Origin of the sequence: Phocaeicola plebeius DSM 17135 (assembly GCF_000187895.1) — a bacterium.
Classification (GTDB): domain Bacteria; phylum Bacteroidota; class Bacteroidia; order Bacteroidales; family Bacteroidaceae; genus Phocaeicola; species Phocaeicola plebeius.
Genome location: NZ_DS990132.1, coordinates 120,060 through 138,912, shown reverse-complemented (window position 1 = coordinate 138,912; position 18,853 = coordinate 120,060). Strand labels below are relative to the sequence as shown.

Genomic DNA, 18,853 nt, shown 5'->3' with positions numbered 1-18,853 from the left:
GACAGCAATGTCAATATAAATACTTATTTTTGTAAAAAACAAAAGGATGGTTATGGGAGATATAACAAGAATAGATACAGTTCAGCAGTACTGCGACCTTTTCGAAGTCGAAGCTCTGCACCCGTTGGTCAGCGTTGTGAATTGTTACGAGGTGCAGCCCATCAGACACTCAAAGAAACTGTACAACATTTATGCTGTGTTGCTGAAAGATACTGACTGCGGTACGATGAATTATGGACGGAGCCTCTATGACTATGAAAAAGGCTCCATGCTGTTTATCGCTCCGGGGCAGGTAATGGGTTCTGACGATGATGGCAGTCTGCACCAGCCGGCCGGATGGGCCCTGATGTTCCATCCCGAACTATTGCGCGGTACTTCCCTTGCACATATAATAAAAGAGTATTCTTATTTCTCATATAATGCCAACGAAGCACTGCACCTGTCAGAACAGGAGCGCAAAGTAGTCATTGAATGTATAAACAATGTAGCAGAAGAATTGAGGCATCCTATTGACAAGCACAGCCGTTCTTTGATTATTGATACCATGAAGCTTCTCCTTGACCGCTGCATCCGCTTTTATGACCGCCAGTTCATTACAAGGGAAAATGCCAACAACGATTTGTTGGCGCGTTTTGAATTGTTACTCAATAATTACTATCATTCTGCCTTGCCAACGAGTAAAGGTATTCCGACGGTACAGTATTGCGCTGACCAACTGTGTCTTTCCACCAATTATTTCAGTGACCTGGTAAAAAAGGAAACCGGTATGTCAGCAATCAAGCATATCCAGCAAAAAATTATGGATATAGCCAAAGAGCGCATCATGAACACGCAAAAAAGTATCAGTCAAATCTCAGATGAAATGGGTTTCCAATACCCGCAACATTTCACACGTTGGTTCAAGAAGATGGAAGGTTGCACACCGAACGAATATCGCAATGAAATTATAAAACAAGCGATAAACTAACTGGTCTTATCATCATTTATTCGTAGAGTCTCTTACAAATAATACTCTGGATATAACCAACAAAGCAATTAATGAACAACTTTGAAATCTTGAACCGATAAACAAAAAAGTTTGATGATCTCCTGCATACACTTTTCCCATCGGATGAACAGCTGTTGTCCGGTCTTTTTCCTGCGGTAAGTCAGGATTCCGTTCGCAATGTCTCCCTTTTTCAGATAAGCCATGTCCACAAAGGACATCCCCCGTGTGTAAAAGCAGAACAGGAACATGTCACGTGCGAAATCAAGGTGGGGTTTCAGGGACAAGTCCAGTCTTTTGATACGCCTGATATCATTTAAATGAATGGCCCGTTTCAAGGTCTTTTCCACACCTGTATAAACAGACTTGAACAGGTTCCGCTGTCCGGTCAGTCCGTTCTCCACCGCACGGTTGTAGACCGCTTTCAGAATGCGCATGTAGAACGAGATTGTATTGGGTGAGTTCCCCCTGTTTTTCAGATAAGCCTCGTATTCCATGAGCAAGTCAGAGCTAAGTTCGCCAAACAGTATATCGCTACCTTTCATAAAACTGCTGAAACTTTTGAGCGCGGCTGTATAGGTTTCAGAGGTCCGTATCTTTCCCAAACGTTTCAGCCTTACTATCTGTTGCCGGATATAGTCGTTAAACGAAGGTTCTTGTCCGCTGTCATGGAAACGTATGACGATATCATCCGCTGTAAACGGACCGGATTGGCTTAATGTCCTGATAGCCTTTTCCAGTCGGATTTTGTCCCGTCTTATCCGTTCCCCTACCGATAGAAGATAATTGTCCCGTTCCATCCCTGCAGGGTGTTGACAGGGAATGACCGCTTCGGAACGTTGGTCCCATTCCGAAGCGAAAAGTTTGTATCCGGTACTGATCTGCCTGACCACACGGTTATGAATCACCTGATAATACAGTGCGCCCTCCCTGCCTTCCGCGGACGAGGACCTGAATTTGGTTCTGATTGTTGCCATAGTGCAGTCATTTTGAATTGGGATTGTCCAGTTGCTTCCTGATTTCCTGTGCCTCCCTGAACAGCCGGTGCGCCAGACTGTCCTTGTAGGCTGCCATTTCATGGTTACGGATGCGGTTCCTGACCGAGTCCTCAAAAGCGGTCACCAGCCTTTCCACACGCCGGATCTTTTCCTCGTCCCGCTTGATGGTGAAATGCTTCTCAAGGAAGGCGATGTCGGGATCATCCCCCGGCAGGCAGATCCTGATGGCTCGGTATTTCAAATCGGCATCTTTCAAAAGCCGGTTCGTGCGGTACTGGTTGCAGTTGGTCCAGACGGAAATGATCAGTGCCAGGATCAGTGCTGAAGCTGTCGTTACCACTGCCTTGGATGCGCTTTCCAGACGGTAGGTCACCAGTCTGCGCTCCGGTTCCTTTTTCAGCAGGACCATTCTCTCATCCAGCCGTCTCACTGTCTCCTTTACAGCTTGGCAGTCTTGACTCAGGCAGTATCTAATCTTTTCCATCTCCCCGGCAAACGTTTCGGCAGACAACGGCCAGCCTTCCGACAACCGGACGGTATGGTTACGTACAGCTGCTATTTCCAAGCCGTTTTTCTCCACCGCGGATTGCAGGCGTTCCAGACGGATTTTCAGTTCCGCAATCCCTTCCGGGGAACTGGTCCGGTTTCCAACTGCGGGGCTTGTGCCTTCCACGGGCAGCGTCTCCACTTTCTTCTCGATCCTTTCAAGGCATCCGTAGATGCCTTCCAGATAATTTTCCTCTTTCATCTTTCAAAGTTTTTTGTTATACATATGGTTCACAAACTCCTTCCTTTCCTGCGCTTCTTCTTTCTCCGCAGGCGTTCCGCCTCTTTCTCGTCCTCCGTCGGTGCCACCGACGGCATGAACACGCCACCCGTACCGGTGACTTCGACCAGGTTATCAATAACAGAACCATGACTTTGTTCATGGTACGGTTGCTTTTGGGAAACGTCATTTTCCAGGGACGTGACATGGTTATGGTCCAATGCCGCATCCAGCCTTGACCAGCTGAAACTGCGGTCAATCCCACTTCCCTTGAATGACAGACCGTTCTTTATAAAGCGGATGCCCTGCACTTCATTAGTGTTTCCCTTGTACTTGAATTCCATTTCCACGCCCATTTTTAAGAGCTTATTTTGAAATTCTTTCCATGTATCTGCACTCCTCAAAGCTTCCTTGACCGCACGGTATATTTCGTATTTCACCTTTTCGGAAGCATGCAGCTTTTCCGTTTTAACGGACTGTTTGCCTTCGGAATAGGTGAGCGAATACTTGTCCTTAAGCATTTTTGTCACTTTCTCGTTGCGCCTGAAATCGTTGCTGTCGGAAATCACCTTCCCGTCGAAGTCCACCCGGTTGAAGACGATGTGGCAGTGCGGGTTGTCCGTCCCGTGATGCCTCACCACGATGAACTGCGTGTTCCGTATCCCCATCAGTTCTAGGTATTCCCCCGCCAGCCTTGCCATAAACGCGTCGGTCAGCCTCGGTGCGTCCTCCGGCTTGAAGCTGAGCGCGATGTGTCCCACCGGTTTCGCCACGTCCGGATTCAGCAGGCATTGCCACCGGAAACTTCGCGCCATCTCTTCTGCCGTTCCCAGCAGCACGCCTTCCGAGGCGATGATTTCCGCGTCGTCCTTCTGCGTCACGTAGCGTATGCAGCCGCCGAACGAGCGGCCTTTCCTGATCTTCCCTATCATGAGGCTATCCTCCTTTCGGTCTGTAATCATCCATGATCCGCTTCAGCTTTCCCAGCAGCCCCTCTATCAGCAGCCTTGTCCTGTAAAAGCCGGTCTGGTGCGAGAGCTTTGTCAGCTGGTTCAGGTTGTTAGCCATTCCCGCCAGGCTGCGCAACAGTGCGTTCTCCTCCGGTGTATGCCTTGCCGTAACGGTGGCCGCCAGTGCTGCCTCCCTGATATAGACCGCCAGACTCCGGCCGGACTTCCCTGCCCTGAACCTGAGAGCCTCGTAGCTGACGGGGGAGAACTTCACCGTCACGCCTCTGGTCAATTTACGCGTCCTGCCCAGTGCCGGACGGCCACATTTTTTCTTCATCCCATTCACATCGTTTGTCATATGTTTTTTCTTTTTCGTCCGTACTTCTTTCATTCCAAAATCTGCGACCGGCGGGAGCGGATTTGCCCTCCCAGCAACCGCCGGGCGCGGGGAGCAAGGGTTTTCGGGAATCCGGAAACATACCCTTGCTCCCCCCACAGAAAAATCCCCCCCCGCATTTTCCACATTGAAGCGGGTATACAGGGAACAGTGCATACATCGGGTATACTCCACGCCCGGTAACAGGCTGTCAGATTTTTCTCCACTGCTCGATGTCCCCACGGTAGGCGGCAAGATGCTCCCTGGCAAGGTTCTCCAGCAGTCCGGAAACGCTCATGCCACGCCCGCCGAGCCTGCGGACGACGGCGTCCAGTTCGTCCCTCACATCCTCACTGACGAACACCGTCTTGCGGTTCCTGATCTTCGGGATGGTGAGGTACGTTTCCCGGTACTCCTCCAGCGAGGCCCTGCGTTGCCTGCCGCTCGTTCTTCTTCTCACGGGGTCTTCCGGTTCCGGCGGGGTGTCCTTTCTTCTCGCCTCCCCGGATACCTCCTCCGCAACGAGCCCGGATGGAATCATCGATTCCGTCACGGAAGCGTCCGTACCGGCGGATTCCCCCGGACCGGGTTCCATCATGAGTCTTTCCCACCACTCGTCGTGGCCGGGCTCGAGACTACGGCTGTTCTTTCTGTCTGCGGTTTCGGATACCACCGTTTTCTTTCTTCTCGGTTTTTCAGTCGGTTCACTTTTCATTGTACATGGATTTTAGCTGGTTGATACTGTGGGCACGGTCTACCCGTTTGCCCGGTTGTCGGAAGCAAATAAAACGATAATAACAGACGGTGTGAAACGGACGGGTCCGATTGGCGGGGTTTGCCGCGTTATTCATATTGTTGGATCAGTCTGACAGTGATGACTTCACAAATATACGCACCGGAAATTTTCCACTCTTCGGGAACGGATCTGAACATCTGTTTACTAAAAACAAATGAATGTTAAAATCAGATTTCCATGACATCTGATGACATATAATGACATCTGATGAAGGGCCGGAACCATATCCGGGAACAATCATTTACTTTGCGGATGAAACAAGTACGCATATGGTGTCAAAGGTAGTCATCCTGTCTTGAAATTCAGGATGTTCCGCCGGAATTCACTAAATTGCGGCACGGAATCCGGATCCGAAAAGAGAATGAAACAGATGTCAAACCTGAAATTACATTAATTATGGAAATAGTGAACATTGAAGCAAGGACCTTCGAGGCGATGCTCTCGGCCTTCCGGACGTTCGCGGATCGGCTGGACACCCTTTGCCGGCTGTACGGTGACATGGAAGAGAAGAAATGGCTGGACAACCAGGAGGTGTGCCTACTGCTGAAGGTCAGCCCGAGAACCCTGCAGACCCTGCGTGACAATGGCACGCTGGCATATACACAGATCTGCCATAAGACTTATTACAAGCCCGAGGACGTAGAAAGTATCATCCGGATAGTGGAGGAGCGCCGCAAGCGGGCTGAAAGCATGGGAAAATCAATTTGAAAAGCCATGGGAAACGAAAGGATGATACTTTCTCCCGGCAGTCTGGCAGGCGGCTGGGAAAGTCTGGACGGCAGTCCCGATTTCTACATCTTCAGGGATTCCAGCGGGGACTACCGCCTGCTGGCCTACAGCCTTGACGCGGAGTACGGGCGGGGAAGTTTCTCGCTCTACAGGATAGACGGGGACGGGGAGGGATGCCATATCCGTATCGGTACGAAAGAGTGCCGGTTCATGTCGGAGGGATGCCCCCATATCCTCCATGTCATGGGGTGGGGCCGATATATGAGAAACTGAAAAAGTAAATGTCAAACCAACAAACAGATGAGATTTATGATGAATACCGATAACCGTTTGCTCACCCGTGAGAGCAGCGAGCATATAAGAGAGTTCTTCTCTACCGTCGAACGTCTCTCCGTTTCCATGGAGCGTCTCTTTGCCGGCAGGTCACCGGCGATGGCGGGCGAGAACTTCTATACGGACCGCGAACTGGCTGAAAAGCTGAAAGTGAGCCGCCGCAGCCTGCAACAGTACCGTGACAGCGGCCTGCTTGCATTTACCCGGCTGGGCGGCAAGATATTGTACCGTTCTTCCGATATCGAGAAGTTGCTTGACGGCTGCTACCGGAAGGCGAGAACCAGGCCGGAGGAACTTTAGAAATGTTCCGTACGGGATCGTGAATAAAGGGGCGGTCGGTTGTCATACCGGTCGCCCCTTCGTTTTCTTTCCATCGGATGAACGACTTTAATTTGCTCATAAAGTATTTATACACAGAGTATTTCTCTTTATGAATTATGATCCGGTGACAACATTGGCATAACATGGCGGGACATGGAAACATTTTTCCGGTATGGCAATAAGATACGGGGATTCCATTATAAAAAAAGACCCTTATTTTATTATGTCATTATGTTATTCTGAAATTGGGGCGGGTCGTTCGTGTACCGGTGGGACGATCCATTCCCGTAATGACGGCATATTCCGTACCGGTATCATTATCCTCCGGCAATGCCGTTTCCCGGTCTTTTCGGAGTGACCTTATGCCGGCCGGTGACAACCGCATGTCCGTGTGTAAACATGACGGCACATAAAAACAGGCACATCCTCCGGGCTTTTGTCCCGTCGGATGCGCCTGTCTCCGTCATGTCATATACAGCCGGACTCCTCCGGCCCATGTCTCTATCTGAGTATCGGATTCGAGAGCAGTATCTTGTAATAGGCCACTCCGCCAATCTCTACCGGCATCCTCGCCATCATGAACTGCACGCTCTTCCTCTCCACCTTCGCCTGCCGCATGAGCCTCTGCACGATAAACCCCGCCGAGAACCTTGCGTATCTTTTGTCCTTCCAGACGATGAACCCCTCGCTGTCGTCGGCCCGGCAGATATACCAGTCACCCGTCTCGTCGTCGTGGGCGAAGTTCACCCGTCCGCCGCCGAGGATTCCTAATTCGATTGACATCGTCTTTGACAGATAGACAGTCCCCCTGCTGTCAAGGTTGATGGTCCGCTTACCCTTGTATGTGACTTCCTGCGGACGGGAGTTTTCCCTGTTGTATACTATCAGTGCCATAATTGTCCTTCTTTTATCGGTTGAACTGTTTTTGTTTTTCAATACATGAAGCTTTCCACCGCCAGCATCTGACTTCTCCATGCGAAACCGCTGTGGGTACGTACCGCGTCCACTATCCTGCATACTTTCTGCGATATGGCCGATGCCGAGATACCCATGCATTCCGCCAGCGCCTTGAACGAGAACTGCGCTTCATAGAACCTGAGCATGAACATCCGGTATTCCTCGTAGGAGAACTTCTGCCTTACGAAACGCAGTATGTCTCTTACCAGCCGCTCGCACCCGTTCAGGTCGTCCTCGGAAAGGAATTTTGCCTCCTCGCCACATCGGAGGAAGAAATCATCTTCAGGGTGTGCATACCGGTTCTCCCTTTTAATCTTTATCAGGGCCGCCTTTTTGTAGCATCCGATGAAATACGCGTCATAGTCCGTTATGTCCTTTCCGGGAACCAGCACCTGCCTTCTTACGAAAAGGTAGGTGTCATGGAAATTGTCCTCGTCCAGCATTCCGTACCGGCGTAACGTCCCTCTCAACCTGTCATAGGATTTTGTGAACCACTCGTTGAACAGTCTTTCCTTTTCTGCGCTCTTGTCTGCCATAACCTTATATTTTTTTGAGTTATACATGGCCTACACGGGTAGGCATTCTTATTTCTTGTGCTTCCTCCAGTTTGTTTTTCGGCGGTCTCCGGCAAGGCTTGCCGTGAAAAAATACGCTCACGCAAAGCGTGAGGAAGATTTTTTCACGAGCAACCAGCCCGCAGGGCCGCCTTGCGGGACCGGCCTGAAAAACAACTATTTTTGCCGCAAGAAATGAGGATGACGGATTCCTTCTGTCTATTGCCTGTCCGGTGAGAATCTAAAATACCATGCAGCTTTTCTGTCTTCGGCATACTTGGAGAAATATTCAAGGATATGGAATGAGAACGGCAATACGTGATATTGCAGAAGGAGCGGAAATGGGATTGGAAACAGGAAGCATGTCCGGGCTTTCATGCGGTTTATACGGCAGTGTTGATTTTGGGGAGGATTACAGGGAAGTGACAGGAAGGTTAGCCGTTCCGGAGAAATTGTATGTGTACGTTTGTTCCTTCTGGAATACGGAGTCTTTTAAAATCATGGAAGACCTCATTCGGGAATGTGTTCCGAACAATACCCCGCCACGGAACGGTTATGACACTTGATATCAGGCTGTAAGCCGTTCCGTAGCTTCAGTATCCCATATCCCATGCATGAATGTGGATCAGGCGGCATTTCACCTCCTTGCCCCGTTTACGGACATGCCGATGCGTTGCCTGCCGGAATTCTCATTCAAGCAGTTTTCGTCCGCCATCATCTTCCAACACACGCATTTGCTGGATGGCTATCCGGTTCAGTCTCACGAGCCGTTCGCCTTGCGGTATGCCCTGGTCTATGAATACGGCGTTCAGGTTTTCCATATTGGAGAGGCAGATCAGTTCATTGATGGAGGCATAGTCACGGATATTGCCCTTCAGACCGGGATTCTGCTCACGCCACATCCTGGCGGTCATCCCGAACATGGCTACGTTGAGCACGTCCGCCTCTTCCGCATAGATGACGCCGGCCTGTGCGGGGGTGACTTCCACCGGTATCAGGTTCTGCCTGATGGCATCGGTATGTATGCGGTAGTTGATCTTTGACAGTTCCCGTTTCGCACTCCAGCCGAGCTGGGCCTGTTCCTCCTCTTTCAACCGCTGGAACTCTTTCAGCAGGTACAGCTTGAATTGAGGGGATACCCACGTGGCGAACTCGAACGCGATATCCTTGTGTGCGTAAGTCCCTCCATAGCGTCCGGCCTTGGCGATGATACCTTTGGAGTTGGTCTTTTCCACCCATTGTTTGACGGAAAGGATGAAACGGTTCAATCCGGCCTCGTTTTTAATTCCCTCGAATTCGGGGGAATTAAAATCCGGATTGTACATCTCCTCCCATATGCCCAGAAACTCGACGGTATTCTTGTTACGCAACCACTTTTCAATAAGGGCGGGACCGTTTTCCATATTGCGGACCATGTCGGTCAGGGAGATATAATCCTTGTCATTGTACGTGATGACTGTCACTTCTGTATTTTGGACTTTAATTTTAGCCATGTTCTTTTAACGGTTATTCGGTTATTATTGGTTCGATGTACAAATGTACGGTGTATTTTCCGGAATGGTCCTCCATATCCGGAAAAGTTTGTGTCACGCCGCCTGTTGCGACAAGCCGTTTCTACCAAGGAAAGGGCAGGCAATACCGGCTGACGTGGATACAGGCGGAACAACTCGCATATGCAATGCAGAGGGAGCAGGAGAGCCTTCACCACAGCCGGAGAGGAAAGCGGTCTCATGCCGGGGTACGGCATGAAAAGGGGCTCCCGGACAGTTCTTTTCCTTGTCGCACATGCACTACGTCGGTCGCAGTTTTCGCCTTCTGAATCCCTTTTACGTCCGTCCCTGCGCTTTCGGAGCGTTTTTCCGGTAGAAAATTTCACCATGCGGAAATTTTCTACCGGAAACCGAAGGGAAAACGCGGAGTCCCGCAGGGACGGACGAACTTTGATGAGGAAGGGGAAAATCGTCCGTTTCATAAATACCATTTCCTCATATGGCATCGCATATTTCCTTCTCCATCTTTTCCAGCTTATGGGACAGGATTTCCATGTCGCTGCTGATCTTCTGGTTGGTTATCCGTAGGCTCGGCAAACAACGCCTTTCCGCTTTACAGCGGTAGGTTTTCGTTTGCCTGCCCCCGAACCGTACTTACACGTCTCCATGTATACGGCTCTCCATCTGTAACATCATCTTACTTGACACATCTCTGGATTTTTGCGTTACACTCCGCACATACAACCAAAGTCTTTCTGTGCATGTAGAGCATTTTGCGTTCCCAGTCATTTTTACCTTTTAACTCTTTGAGTGTGCGGACATGGTGCATTACCACTTCTCCGTGCTTGCCACATAGTTCGCACGTTTTTGTTGTAAGCCTTTCTATCAGACTCAACGATGGCGTTTTGAACATGTACGGCAGATTGTCACTTGGGGCTGTTTCACAATCCGTTTTGCGGGCATATCCCTCATTATAGAATACCCTGTACTTGGTTTCTCCTCCCTTGTTTACAAAAGGCACTGCAAAGAGATTGTCCTTGCGGTATCTTTCAATGACTTTTCTCACTGACATATTCAGCTTTTGAGCAAGAGTTTTGTACATGGAGAACTTCATAATACAGCCGAAAGAGCGTCCCAAAGCCGATGCATTGTTTGCTATTGAGTAATAGTTGTAGAACCCTCGTATTTCGGTATTAAACTGAGATACAATCTCGTGCGCTTCATTGTCAATCATATAAGTCCTGCCTTTTGACACCCATGTTTCCTTGCCGTGTTTGGTGACAACTTTCATGGCTTCGAGGCTGAGCAGCTTGTTCTTGATTACTTCTCTTGAAACGTGTAGTATCACATTCCCGTTGAAGTATCTGCGCACTGTTCCGTTACTGTTTCTCTTTGTGGCATAGTCTTTACGGACATATATTTCGTAACCCAAAAATTTTGCGCTGTCTTGTGCATTTGTAATCAAAGTCTTTTCCTGTGACATCTCCAGCCTTAACTTTTCCTGCATAAACTTAGTGATGTCAGCTTTGATTGTCTCACATTCGTTTTTCGTTCCGATAACTCCGATAAGGAAATCATCGGCATAGCGCACGTATTTCAACCTGCGAAAGTTTACATCCATATCATTGCCACTTGGCATTGTAAGTATCAGCTTCTGCTTTTCGTGCAGTTCTTCTACCATCCTTGTTCTTACGTTTACATCCTCTACTTCATTTATCCTACGTTTTAGGTAGTGTACTCTGCTGTTGAGTTTGCAAATATCCTTGTTGCGGCTTCTTGCTGTCCCTTTATTGAATTTGTTGGCATATTCATCCATGTACTTATCGAACTTGTCTAGGTATATGTTTGCCAAAATAGGGCTTATGATACCACCTTGCGGTGTCCCTGAATAAGTCTTGTTGAATTGCCACTCTTCCATGTACCCTGCATTGAGGAATTTCCGTATCAGACGAAGAAATCTGTCGTCTGCTATTCTGCCTTTCATTATTTCTATCAGCACATTATGGTCTATGTTGTCAAAGAAGCCTTTTATATCTCCCTCAATGAACCATTTTGCACCGTTGAAATTGTTTTGTAGACTTTTCAGTGCTGTGTGGCAGCTTCGGTTTGGTCTGAAACCGTGCGATGTCCACTCAAAGTGTCCCTCATATATGGCTTCAAGCACCATTCTTACTACCTCTTGAACCAATTTGTCTTCAAAAGACGGTATTCCTAGCGGACGCATCTTCCCATTCTTTTTCGGAATGTAAGTTCTCTTTGCAGGATTGGGACTATAAGTCTCATCCTTTATACTCTCTATGAGTTTGTTTATCCTATCAATGCTCATTTCATCCTCAGTTTTGCCATCTGTGCCGGGTGTCATGTTGCCCGGCTTTGCATACATACGTTGGTAGGCGACAAAGAACATCTGTTCATTGAATAGAATACGGTAAAGCCTTTCGTATTTATACTCGGGCTCATTGCTGTGTCCAGCTAAAATGTTTAATACTTGCTCTGGATTTCTCATACGTCTCTCACGTTTTCCGTTGTTTGTATTAAAGTTACAGACTACTTCCCTTCGCCATGTACAAGGCTTTCCCTTGCTCAGACTACTACGGAAGTTCCGTTACCATATCGGATATTCAAAAGCTTTCTTTATAGCTGTTTGTTCCAGCGTTCCGACTTAGGTAATCCCCAGTTAGTTCTCTTAATAACTATTAGCACGACATACTGTCGGATGCGACTTTCGTTCTTGTCCGCTTATTGCGGCTGTGTCATAGTCGGTTCTTTATGCTCTGCACTAACGCACAAAATAGGCAGAGTACTATGAAACAACGTATGTATAATAGTCTTCCGTTGTTGCAAGATTTGGTACCACTGAACTATCATTCAACCAATCAAGGCTTCATCCTTATGTATGTCTTTTCGTCTTGCCCCTCAGTCGCCACCTGACTATTAGTGGACTTGGAGCTTTAATCAGTATGCTACACTCTCCATCGGGTTTCCCTTTTGGATAAACTGATTGACGATAGGACTATATCGAACCCAATCCTAACTTCTTGCTAAAGAAGTATTTATTAAGCGACCATTCTGGGCGCACGGGCATATATCTGGGTGGTTTTCAAATCCGTATGCCCCAAAAGACGGCTTACGGTCTCGATGGGCACACCGTGCGAGAGCAGCACGGTGGTGGCGTTCGTATGCCGGGCAACATGATAGGTCAGCCTTATCTTGAAACCGCACTGCCTGCCAAGTTCCTTCAATATGGTGTTGCATCTGCCGTTGCTCGGTACCGGAAATACATGATCGTCCTTGGACAGCCCCTTGTACTTCTCTATGATGCGCTTGGGAACGTCCAGCAGGCGGATGTTGGACTCGGTGTTTGTCTTGCGCCGGCGGGTGATGATCCAGAGGTTGCCGTCGAAGAAGGTCTGGAGCCGGTCGGTCGTCAGCGCCTTCACGTCCGCGTATGCCAGTCCGGTGAACACAGAGAAGATGAAGAGGTCGCGTACCAGTTCGCAGGTCCCGCTTTTCACCGGGGCCTCCATCAGCGTCTGTATCTCACGCTCTGTTAGGTAGCCCCGGTCAACGCTTTCGGGGGAGTTGATGTACCCGGCGAAGGGGTTGAAGGGAAGCGCACCGCTGTTGCGGGCGATGGAGATGACGTGCTTGAGCCCGATCATGTAACCCCATACGGTATTGGTGCGGCATTTCTTCTCCGTACGCAGGAAATACTCGAAGTTGTTGATGAACGTCAGGTTGAGTTCCTTCAGGGGAATGTCGTCACGGCGGTACACTTTCGGGACGAACTCGCAAAGGTGCCTGTATATGGTACGGTAGCGGTTGTATGTTCCCTGCACGCGGCTGTGTCCCACTTTCTTGATGAACTCCTCGTTGTGCTGCTCGAAGAGTTTCAACAGCGTCTCGCGTTTCACGCCCAGCCCGAGGCAGGCGTCCCTCAGCCTGGCGGCGGTGACATAGCCGTCGGACTGCATCAGTTCCTGGTAACGGCGGTTCACGTCCACGCGTATCCGGTCAACCTCCGCATTGATTTTCTGCGCCTCGGCGCTCTTGCCCGTAGCACGTGCCGTTTTCACGTCCCAAAGTTTCGGAGGTACGTCCAGTTTACAACTGAACTGCTTGATTTCACCGTCCACCGTAAGACGGCACATCAGGGGGAGATAGCCGTTGGCTCTCTCGCTGCCCTTCTTCACGTAGAAGAGGATTTTGAAAGTCGATCTGCTCATACTCGTTTTCATACTTTTTTGATCGTTACAAAGTTAATATCAAGCGAGTTGTCCTCAGGTATGAAAAACTGTGCAAATTACTGAAATAGAACCCGTTGTGCCGTTTCTTATTCCCGTTATATCAGTAACGATATGGGAACTGAAGTCTTTCGCTGTTTTTAGCGGATCTCCTTTTTCAGCTTATGCAGTATTATGAGTTAAACACCTAACTGCTTAATAGACTGCATTCTTGCTGTATTATCATCAACCTTGCTTTTTCTTGCTGCGTTTACTTTAAATATGCAAATATTCAGTACAGCGCTTTATTCGGGAATAAGACGGAAAGACCAGGAGAAAAGAGAAAAAATATTCAGAAATATTTGCAAAGTAAAAAATAATCCCTACCTTTGCACCGCCTTTGAAAAACAAGGCAACTCTCACGAAGAGTTTTGGAGAGGTGGCAGAGTGGTCGATTGCGGCGGTCTTGAAAACCGTTGTACCGCGAGGTACCCGGGGTTCGAATCCCTGTCTCTCCGCAAAATACTGAAAATCAGTAAATTTAAAAGATTACACCCAACTTTACACATTACGATGTAAAGTTGGGTGTTTTATTTTTCAACCCCAAAATCCTATAAAACAAACTCTAACAAATTTGATTTGAAGTTTCATACAACAAAAACAAGATGGCATGCGAAACGATTGTTTTTTCATTTCACATGCCATCTTATTCTTTTACATATATACTAAGCCCCTTCTTATAGCCACCTATTTATCCAACGCTTCATGTATATCCTCTTTATAGTTATATCCATATAACTCGTATATGTCCAACTGATGCTTCAATCGCTTCAAGAAATCTTGGATATTTTTATTTGCAGGCTCAGTCCATTGAATTTCAGCCAAAGCGGCAATACGAGGCATCATCTGCCATTCCATCTTCACACTATCCTTAGTCCATTCTGTCCAGATGCAAGCCTGTGCTCCAAACAGGTTCTTTTTCTGCTCTGAGGTAGCTTCTTCAGGAACCGGTTCAAATGAATATACTCTCTCTATACTACTCAACCCCTTTAATTTATTATATTTAGGATTACTAAAATACAGATTCGATATCGGACAGGCTATAGTTCTATATCCGCTTTCTATTGACTTCAAACGTGCTTCCGGTGTAGTCCAAGCCATGACAATAGTCGACTTTGCCGGGTTCCCTGCCAAAATTTCATTCCATGCCATCATTTCTCTGCCTCGTTTGTGGATTTCTTTTTCCACTTCACCCATAAACCAGGCCTGAAGCTGATTTTCCTTCGTATGTTCTTTTGAGGCCTTTAATCCTAATTCCCTGATTTTCTTCTGACATTTGGCACAAGTTTTCCAGTGGTATTTAGGACATTCATCTCCACCTATATGAATATAGGGAGAAGGAAATATATCCATTATCTCATTAATCACATCTTTTGCGAACTGTAACGTCTTTTCATTTCCTCCACACAACACATTTCTAAAAACCCCAAAAGTTGTTGCTACCTCATAAGGGCCACCCGTACATCCCAGTTCCGGATAAGATGCCAAAGCAGCCAGCATGTGGCCCGGCATATCTATTTCCGGAATAACGGTAATATACCGTTCGGCGGCATATCTGACAATTTCTTTGGCTTCTTCCTGAGTATAATATCCGCTTACAGGGATACTGTCAAGTTCTTTTGTTTCCCAATCTTTTATTGTACACTTTCTTTTTGAACCTATTTCCGTCAGCTTCGGATATTTCTTGATTTCGATACGCCACCCCTGATCCTCTGTAAGATGCCAGTGAAAATAATTGATATTATGTAAAGCAAGCATATCGATGATCTCTTTCAAATAATCAACACTGAAAAAGTGACGGCCTACATCTACCATAAAACCTCTGTAGCCAAAACGCGGATAATCCTTTACGCTTCCACAAGGTATGGCCGCAAGTGTGGTTCCATCTGTTACTGGCAATGCCTTATGCAAGGTCTGTATCCCATAAAACACTCCTGCTTCAGTTTTACCTTTCACAGAAATCTGTTCTTTGGATACACTTAGTTCATACCCTTCGTCATTAGATAAAGTATTATCCAGGCTCAAAACAATGGTATTATCACCACCTTTAGCGTCAGCAGCCAATCTTACTTCGGTAGCAGCAACTTGCTTTATATACGCAGCCAAGAACTCTGCATTTCGCTTCATTTTCTCATTACCTTCCGGATAACATATTGTGGTCGACTCATCGATTACAAAAGAGGTTCCGTCGTTCACTTGAGAAACTTCATTAGGAAGTGGAATTACTTCCAAATCTCCAAGTGTAACTTCTTTTTGCGAACAAGACAAAATCCCACATATTAACGGGATAAACAATACCCACCTTAAATCTCTCAGTTTCATAGTTTCATTTTAAGTTAACAATATAATTCATTATTTGATTCAAAAATAAATAGCATTAAAATAGGAACGTGCATACAAGCAGTTAAATACATTTAATATCACACATTTATCTGACATTTGACAGAATGCAACTGCCAATCACAAAAAACGCAGACACTGAAAATCCCCATCTCCTTCCGTTTGCACGTATCAGAAACAAATCGTATCTTTGAATCAGAGTTTTAATCAAGCAAATACCTTGTATTTACCTCAAATTATCAATATCATGAAAATGAATCATTATGTAAAATGCGTAACCGCCGGCATCGTGTGTTCACTGATGTACGGCAATGTATACGCACAAGACACATTCGATCTGTCTTCTCAACGCTCAGAGAAACAAGATGTACGAGCTGTTCCCGGAAAAAAAGTAGACCACAAAGGACTTATCCTGAATCCGCAGCCTCATCAGATTGTGACGATGGCCGGAAAAACGTGTGACCTTTCTCAGGGTATCAACCTGAAAGACAAGCAGGATAAATTTGCGGGGTACCTTGATTTCCTTTCCCCGAACAAGAAAGGAGTTAAACTGACGATTGATTTCGGACAGAAAGTTGCCGGTAAGGCCAATGTAAAAGCGGTGTCGGGTGCCTATGCCCTTGTTGTCAATGAGAAAGGAATCACCATCACGGGATTCGACGAACGAGGTGCTTTTTACGGCATACAAACCTTGAAGCAACTGGTGGAAAGCCCGGTTTCTTCCGGCAGTGCTCTTCCCTTTGTAGAAATAAACGATTATCCCGACCTGCCTAACCGTGGAGTAGTGGAAGGCTTCTACGGCACTCCGTGGTCGCACGAGGTACGCCTGTCGCTCATTGACTTCTACGGAAAGTTCAAGATGAATTCTTATTTATACGGTCCGAAAGACGACCCTTATCACAGCTGTCCGAACTGGCGATTGCCTTATCCGGAGAAAGAGGCGCAACACATCAAGGAACTGGTAGATGCCTGCAACCGCAACTACGTGGATTTTGTATGGGCCATCCATCCGGGACAGGACATCAAGTGGAACGAGGAAGATTATCAGAACCTGATCAACAAGTTCAACTGGATGTATGACTTAGGGGTGCGCCATTTTGCCATCTTCTTTGACGATATTTCCGGCGAGGGTACCAACCCGCTGAAGCAGACAGAACTGCTCAACCGGTTGACGGAAGAGTTTGTGAAGGTGAAAGGCGATGTTTCTCCGCTTACGGTCTGCCCTACCGATTACTCCAAGCTTTGGGCGAACCCGACCGAGAAAGGTAGTCTGGCCATCTACGGAAAGACGCTTAACCCTGAAATCAAGGTATTCTGGACGGGCGACGTGGTGTGCAGCGACCTGACACCCGAAACACTCGATTTCATCAACTCGCGCATCAAGCGTCCGGCTTACTACTGGTGGAACTATCCGGTGACCGACTACATCCGCAACTTCCTGCTTCAAGGTCCGGTGTACGGACTGGATACCAGTCTCACAGCTAATGAAACCTGCGGCATTGTGAGCAACCCGATGGAGCACGGAGAAGCCTCCAAGCTGGCTTTGTACGGAGTGGCCGATTATACCTGGAACATTGCCAACTACAATGCCATCGACAACTGGGAACGCGGACTGGCAGAACTGGTTCCGGAAGCAACCGATGCCTACCGCACCTTTGCCATCCATTCCAGTGATACCGAAAACGGATACCGCCGGGATGAGTCGTGGGAAACCCAGACTTTCCGTATTGCCGACTGGACAGACGAAGCGGCTAACGCACTGGAAGAAGAATTCAAGAAAGTAGAAAGTGCACCGGCACGTCTGGAAAGCAGTTGCAAGAACGCGGCCCTGATTACCGAACTCCGCCCCTGGCTGACAGAGTTCGGTAAATTAGGTACACGCGGCAAGCAGGCCATCGAACTGGCACGTATCTACCGCTCAGGTAAAGACGATGCGCTGTTCTGGGAAAAATACATACAGAATATCATGACTCCCGAAAACCGGAGAAGCTATGAAGCTCACAAATCGGGTACGCTGAAACTTCAGCCGTTCTATGAGAATGCCATGGATGATATGGCACACGAGTACCTGAAAAAGCTGTCGGGCAAGGTACCGACTGACTACAGAGGTATCGGTTCTTTCAGCAGTGCACATACCGTACAAACCAAGCTGATGCTCGACAATGATTCAACAACCTTCTATACCTCGGGAATTGCTCAGAAAGCAAACGACTGGATTGGTGTAGACCTGCGCGACGTGCGTGACGTAACAGAAATCTCGATTCTTCAGGGAAGAAACTCCAAGGATGATGTGGACTATTTCGACCATGCCATCGTGGAATGCTCGGCAGACGGAAAAACCTGGAAGGCACTGACCGGAGAACTCGACAAGCAATACATCATCCACTGGCAGGGAGCTCCGGAAAAGGCACGCTATGTACGCCTGAAACGACTGGATTCCAAACGCACCAACTATGCGTCTGTCCGCTCGTTCGACGTCAACCCGCTGCGTCCGGAAAACATGGGATTCTCACTTGAAGCGGACAGCCTGGACAAGGCCATCTATGCTTTCGACAACAATCTGGCGACTTCTTACAAGAGCACCAAAGCACTGACTTTCGGAGTAAAGGAAAATGTCAAGGCATATACCCTGCTCATGAACCGCCTTTCTGCCCCGTTGAAGTGCATCCAGTTGGACAAGAAGGGTAAGGTCGTGTCGGAAACCATGATTGAAACTCCTTTTGCAAGAATCGAACTGGCCAACAAGAACGTAACCAAGATTCGCCTGGAGGGAGCCGCAGAAGTATTTGAAGTTGTGGCAATAAAGTAACACAACTTCAATAATCATACCTCTTCATGTTTATTTATGGCTTATGAAACAAGTTCATCTTATTTCATAAGCCATAAATTCTGTTTACACCATTCTGCACACAAAGCCTCCCATTTTTCAAGAAAAAACATTCCTCATTCAATTCATATCATAAAAAAACAGTATA

At 47.6% G+C, this 18,853-nt stretch carries 18 protein-coding genes, 1 tRNA gene and 1 pseudogene; 6 read left to right on the top strand and 14 right to left on the bottom strand.

Annotated elements, in window-relative coordinates; translation table 11 throughout:
• The first annotated feature begins 46 nt into the window (after positions 1 to 46).
• Positions 47 to 967 carry a helix-turn-helix domain-containing protein gene (locus tag BACPLE_RS12805; RefSeq protein WP_004295301.1) on the top strand — a complete coding sequence of 307 codons (921 nt, stop codon included), beginning with the start codon at positions 47 to 49 and terminating at the stop codon, positions 965 to 967.
• Between the two features lie 68 nt (positions 968 to 1,035).
• Here BACPLE_RS12805 and BACPLE_RS12800 read toward each other — a convergent pair whose 3' ends face one another.
• The 5 genes from BACPLE_RS12800 to BACPLE_RS12780 all read right to left on the bottom strand — a co-directional run bounded on the left by BACPLE_RS12800 (position 1,036) and on the right by BACPLE_RS12780 (position 4,790).
• On the bottom strand, positions 1,036 to 1,962 hold the full coding sequence (locus BACPLE_RS12800) for a site-specific integrase (protein WP_005641960.1): 927 nt from the start codon (positions 1,960 to 1,962) through the stop codon (positions 1,036 to 1,038).
• Between the two features lie 7 nt (positions 1,963 to 1,969).
• Positions 1,970 to 2,731 (bottom strand): hypothetical protein, encoded by a 762-nt coding sequence (locus BACPLE_RS12795; protein WP_004295303.1) that lies wholly within the window; start codon positions 2,729 to 2,731, stop codon positions 1,970 to 1,972.
• 29 nt (positions 2,732 to 2,760) lie between these two features.
• Entirely contained in the window at positions 2,761 to 3,681 is a 921-nt protein-coding gene (locus tag BACPLE_RS12790) for a relaxase/mobilization nuclease domain-containing protein (RefSeq protein ID WP_004295304.1), read from the bottom strand.
• A gap of 4 nt (positions 3,682 to 3,685) precedes the next feature.
• A complete protein-coding gene (locus BACPLE_RS12785; RefSeq protein WP_005650044.1) occupies positions 3,686 to 4,057 on the bottom strand; it encodes a plasmid mobilization protein in 372 nt (123 codons plus the stop codon).
• A gap of 229 nt (positions 4,058 to 4,286) precedes the next feature.
• Positions 4,287 to 4,790: a DUF3408 domain-containing protein gene (locus BACPLE_RS12780; RefSeq protein WP_007845191.1), complete on the bottom strand. Its 504-nt coding sequence runs from the start codon at positions 4,788 to 4,790 to the stop codon at positions 4,287 to 4,289.
• Positions 4,791 to 5,267: 477 nt separating this feature from the next.
• On the opposite strand from BACPLE_RS12780, the gene BACPLE_RS12775 reads away from it, so the two are divergent.
• On the top strand, positions 5,268 to 5,579 hold the full coding sequence (locus BACPLE_RS12775) for a helix-turn-helix domain-containing protein (protein WP_005641682.1): 312 nt from the start codon (positions 5,268 to 5,270) through the stop codon (positions 5,577 to 5,579).
• On the opposite strand, the gene BACPLE_RS12770 is transcribed toward BACPLE_RS12775, so the two are convergent.
• Positions 5,571 to 5,831, bottom strand: a complete 261-nt coding sequence (locus BACPLE_RS12770; RefSeq protein ID WP_171030605.1) for a hypothetical protein — start codon at positions 5,829 to 5,831, stop codon at positions 5,571 to 5,573. The two genes, BACPLE_RS12775 and BACPLE_RS12770, sit on opposite strands and share 9 nt — an antisense overlap.
• A 78-nt stretch (positions 5,832 to 5,909) precedes the next feature.
• Here BACPLE_RS12770 and BACPLE_RS12765 point away from each other — a divergent pair, with 78 nt between their 5' ends.
• A complete protein-coding gene (locus BACPLE_RS12765) occupies positions 5,910 to 6,233 on the top strand; it encodes a helix-turn-helix domain-containing protein (protein ID WP_005641972.1) in 324 nt (107 codons plus the stop codon).
• Positions 6,234 to 6,571: 338 nt separating this feature from the next.
• Here BACPLE_RS12765 and BACPLE_RS19495 read toward each other — a convergent pair whose 3' ends face one another.
• The 3 genes from BACPLE_RS19495 to BACPLE_RS12755 are packed head-to-tail and all read right to left on the bottom strand — an operon-like array spanning position 6,572 to position 7,747.
• Positions 6,572 to 6,751, bottom strand: a complete 180-nt coding sequence (locus BACPLE_RS19495) for a hypothetical protein (protein WP_005641974.1) — start codon at positions 6,749 to 6,751, stop codon at positions 6,572 to 6,574.
• Between the two features lie 4 nt (positions 6,752 to 6,755).
• On the bottom strand, positions 6,756 to 7,148 hold the full coding sequence (locus tag BACPLE_RS19490; RefSeq protein ID WP_007562597.1) for a hypothetical protein: 393 nt from the start codon (positions 7,146 to 7,148) through the stop codon (positions 6,756 to 6,758).
• A gap of 38 nt (positions 7,149 to 7,186) precedes the next feature.
• Entirely contained in the window at positions 7,187 to 7,747 is a 561-nt protein-coding gene (locus BACPLE_RS12755; protein WP_004320822.1) for a sigma-70 RNA polymerase sigma factor region 4 domain-containing protein, read from the bottom strand.
• A 320-nt stretch (positions 7,748 to 8,067) separates the two neighbouring features.
• Here BACPLE_RS12755 and BACPLE_RS19485 point away from each other — a divergent pair, with 320 nt between their 5' ends.
• Entirely contained in the window at positions 8,068 to 8,331 is a 264-nt protein-coding gene (locus BACPLE_RS19485) for a hypothetical protein (protein WP_226766765.1), read from the top strand.
• Between the two features lie 123 nt (positions 8,332 to 8,454).
• On the opposite strand, the gene BACPLE_RS12745 is transcribed toward BACPLE_RS19485, so the two are convergent.
• The 4 genes and pseudogenes from BACPLE_RS12745 to BACPLE_RS12730 all read right to left on the bottom strand — a co-directional run.
• Complete coding sequence (locus tag BACPLE_RS12745; RefSeq protein WP_004320828.1) at positions 8,455 to 9,258, bottom strand: KilA-N domain-containing protein; 804 nt, start codon at positions 9,256 to 9,258, stop codon at positions 8,455 to 8,457.
• Positions 9,225 to 9,761, bottom strand: coding sequence for a hypothetical protein (locus BACPLE_RS19735; RefSeq protein ID WP_005636633.1), 537 nt, complete (start codon positions 9,759 to 9,761; stop codon positions 9,225 to 9,227). The genes BACPLE_RS12745 and BACPLE_RS19735 overlap by 34 nt, the downstream gene beginning before the upstream one ends.
• A 191-nt stretch (positions 9,762 to 9,952) precedes the next feature.
• Positions 9,953 to 11,761: a reverse transcriptase/maturase family protein gene (locus BACPLE_RS12735; protein WP_007561608.1), complete on the bottom strand. Its 1,809-nt coding sequence runs from the start codon at positions 11,759 to 11,761 to the stop codon at positions 9,953 to 9,955.
• A gap of 571 nt (positions 11,762 to 12,332) precedes the next feature.
• A pseudogene (locus BACPLE_RS12730) lies at positions 12,333 to 13,493 on the bottom strand (site-specific integrase); the annotation flags it as partial.
• A 418-nt stretch (positions 13,494 to 13,911) separates the two neighbouring features.
• Between BACPLE_RS12730 and BACPLE_RS12725 the strand changes: the two are divergent.
• Positions 13,912 to 13,996: transfer RNA gene (locus tag BACPLE_RS12725), tRNA-Ser, on the top strand.
• Positions 13,997 to 14,225: 229 nt separating this feature from the next.
• On the opposite strand, the gene BACPLE_RS12720 is transcribed toward BACPLE_RS12725, so the two are convergent.
• Positions 14,226 to 15,860: a beta-N-acetylhexosaminidase gene (locus BACPLE_RS12720; protein ID WP_007562591.1), complete on the bottom strand. Its 1,635-nt coding sequence runs from the start codon at positions 15,858 to 15,860 to the stop codon at positions 14,226 to 14,228.
• A 265-nt stretch (positions 15,861 to 16,125) separates the two neighbouring features.
• On the opposite strand from BACPLE_RS12720, the gene BACPLE_RS12715 reads away from it, so the two are divergent.
• On the top strand, positions 16,126 to 18,687 hold the full coding sequence (locus tag BACPLE_RS12715) for a beta-N-acetylglucosaminidase domain-containing protein (protein WP_007562587.1): 2,562 nt from the start codon (positions 16,126 to 16,128) through the stop codon (positions 18,685 to 18,687).
• Positions 18,688 to 18,853: the final 166 nt, after the last annotated feature.

Excerpts from the sequence above, each read along its gene's own strand:
- BACPLE_RS12805 (WP_004295301.1), top strand. The coding sequence starts at position 47 with ATGGTTATGGGAGATATAACAAGAATAGATACAGTTCAGCAGTACTGC.
- BACPLE_RS12800 (WP_005641960.1), bottom strand. The coding sequence starts at position 1,962 with ATGGCAACAATCAGAACCAAATTCAGGTCCTCGTCCGCGGAAGGCAGG.
- BACPLE_RS12795 (WP_004295303.1), bottom strand. The coding sequence starts at position 2,731 with ATGAAAGAGGAAAATTATCTGGAAGGCATCTACGGATGCCTTGAAAGG.
- BACPLE_RS12790 (WP_004295304.1), bottom strand. The coding sequence starts at position 3,681 with ATGATAGGGAAGATCAGGAAAGGCCGCTCGTTCGGCGGCTGCATACGC.
- BACPLE_RS12785 (WP_005650044.1), bottom strand. The coding sequence starts at position 4,057 with ATGACAAACGATGTGAATGGGATGAAGAAAAAATGTGGCCGTCCGGCA.
- BACPLE_RS12780 (WP_007845191.1), bottom strand. The coding sequence starts at position 4,790 with ATGAAAAGTGAACCGACTGAAAAACCGAGAAGAAAGAAAACGGTGGTA.
- BACPLE_RS12775 (WP_005641682.1), top strand. The coding sequence starts at position 5,268 with ATGGAAATAGTGAACATTGAAGCAAGGACCTTCGAGGCGATGCTCTCG.
- BACPLE_RS12770 (WP_171030605.1), bottom strand. The coding sequence starts at position 5,831 with ATGGGGGCATCCCTCCGACATGAACCGGCACTCTTTCGTACCGATACG.
- BACPLE_RS12765 (WP_005641972.1), top strand. The coding sequence starts at position 5,910 with ATGATGAATACCGATAACCGTTTGCTCACCCGTGAGAGCAGCGAGCAT.
- BACPLE_RS19495 (WP_005641974.1), bottom strand. The coding sequence starts at position 6,751 with ATGGGCCGGAGGAGTCCGGCTGTATATGACATGACGGAGACAGGCGCA.
- BACPLE_RS19490 (WP_007562597.1), bottom strand. The coding sequence starts at position 7,148 with ATGGCACTGATAGTATACAACAGGGAAAACTCCCGTCCGCAGGAAGTC.
- BACPLE_RS12755 (WP_004320822.1), bottom strand. The coding sequence starts at position 7,747 with ATGGCAGACAAGAGCGCAGAAAAGGAAAGACTGTTCAACGAGTGGTTC.
- BACPLE_RS19485 (WP_226766765.1), top strand. The coding sequence starts at position 8,068 with ATGAGAACGGCAATACGTGATATTGCAGAAGGAGCGGAAATGGGATTG.
- BACPLE_RS12745 (WP_004320828.1), bottom strand. The coding sequence starts at position 9,258 with ATGGCTAAAATTAAAGTCCAAAATACAGAAGTGACAGTCATCACGTAC.
- BACPLE_RS19735 (WP_005636633.1), bottom strand. The coding sequence starts at position 9,761 with ATGCCATATGAGGAAATGGTATTTATGAAACGGACGATTTTCCCCTTC.
- BACPLE_RS12735 (WP_007561608.1), bottom strand. The coding sequence starts at position 11,761 with ATGAGAAATCCAGAGCAAGTATTAAACATTTTAGCTGGACACAGCAAT.
- BACPLE_RS12720 (WP_007562591.1), bottom strand. The coding sequence starts at position 15,860 with ATGAAACTGAGAGATTTAAGGTGGGTATTGTTTATCCCGTTAATATGT.
- BACPLE_RS12715 (WP_007562587.1), top strand. The coding sequence starts at position 16,126 with ATGAAAATGAATCATTATGTAAAATGCGTAACCGCCGGCATCGTGTGT.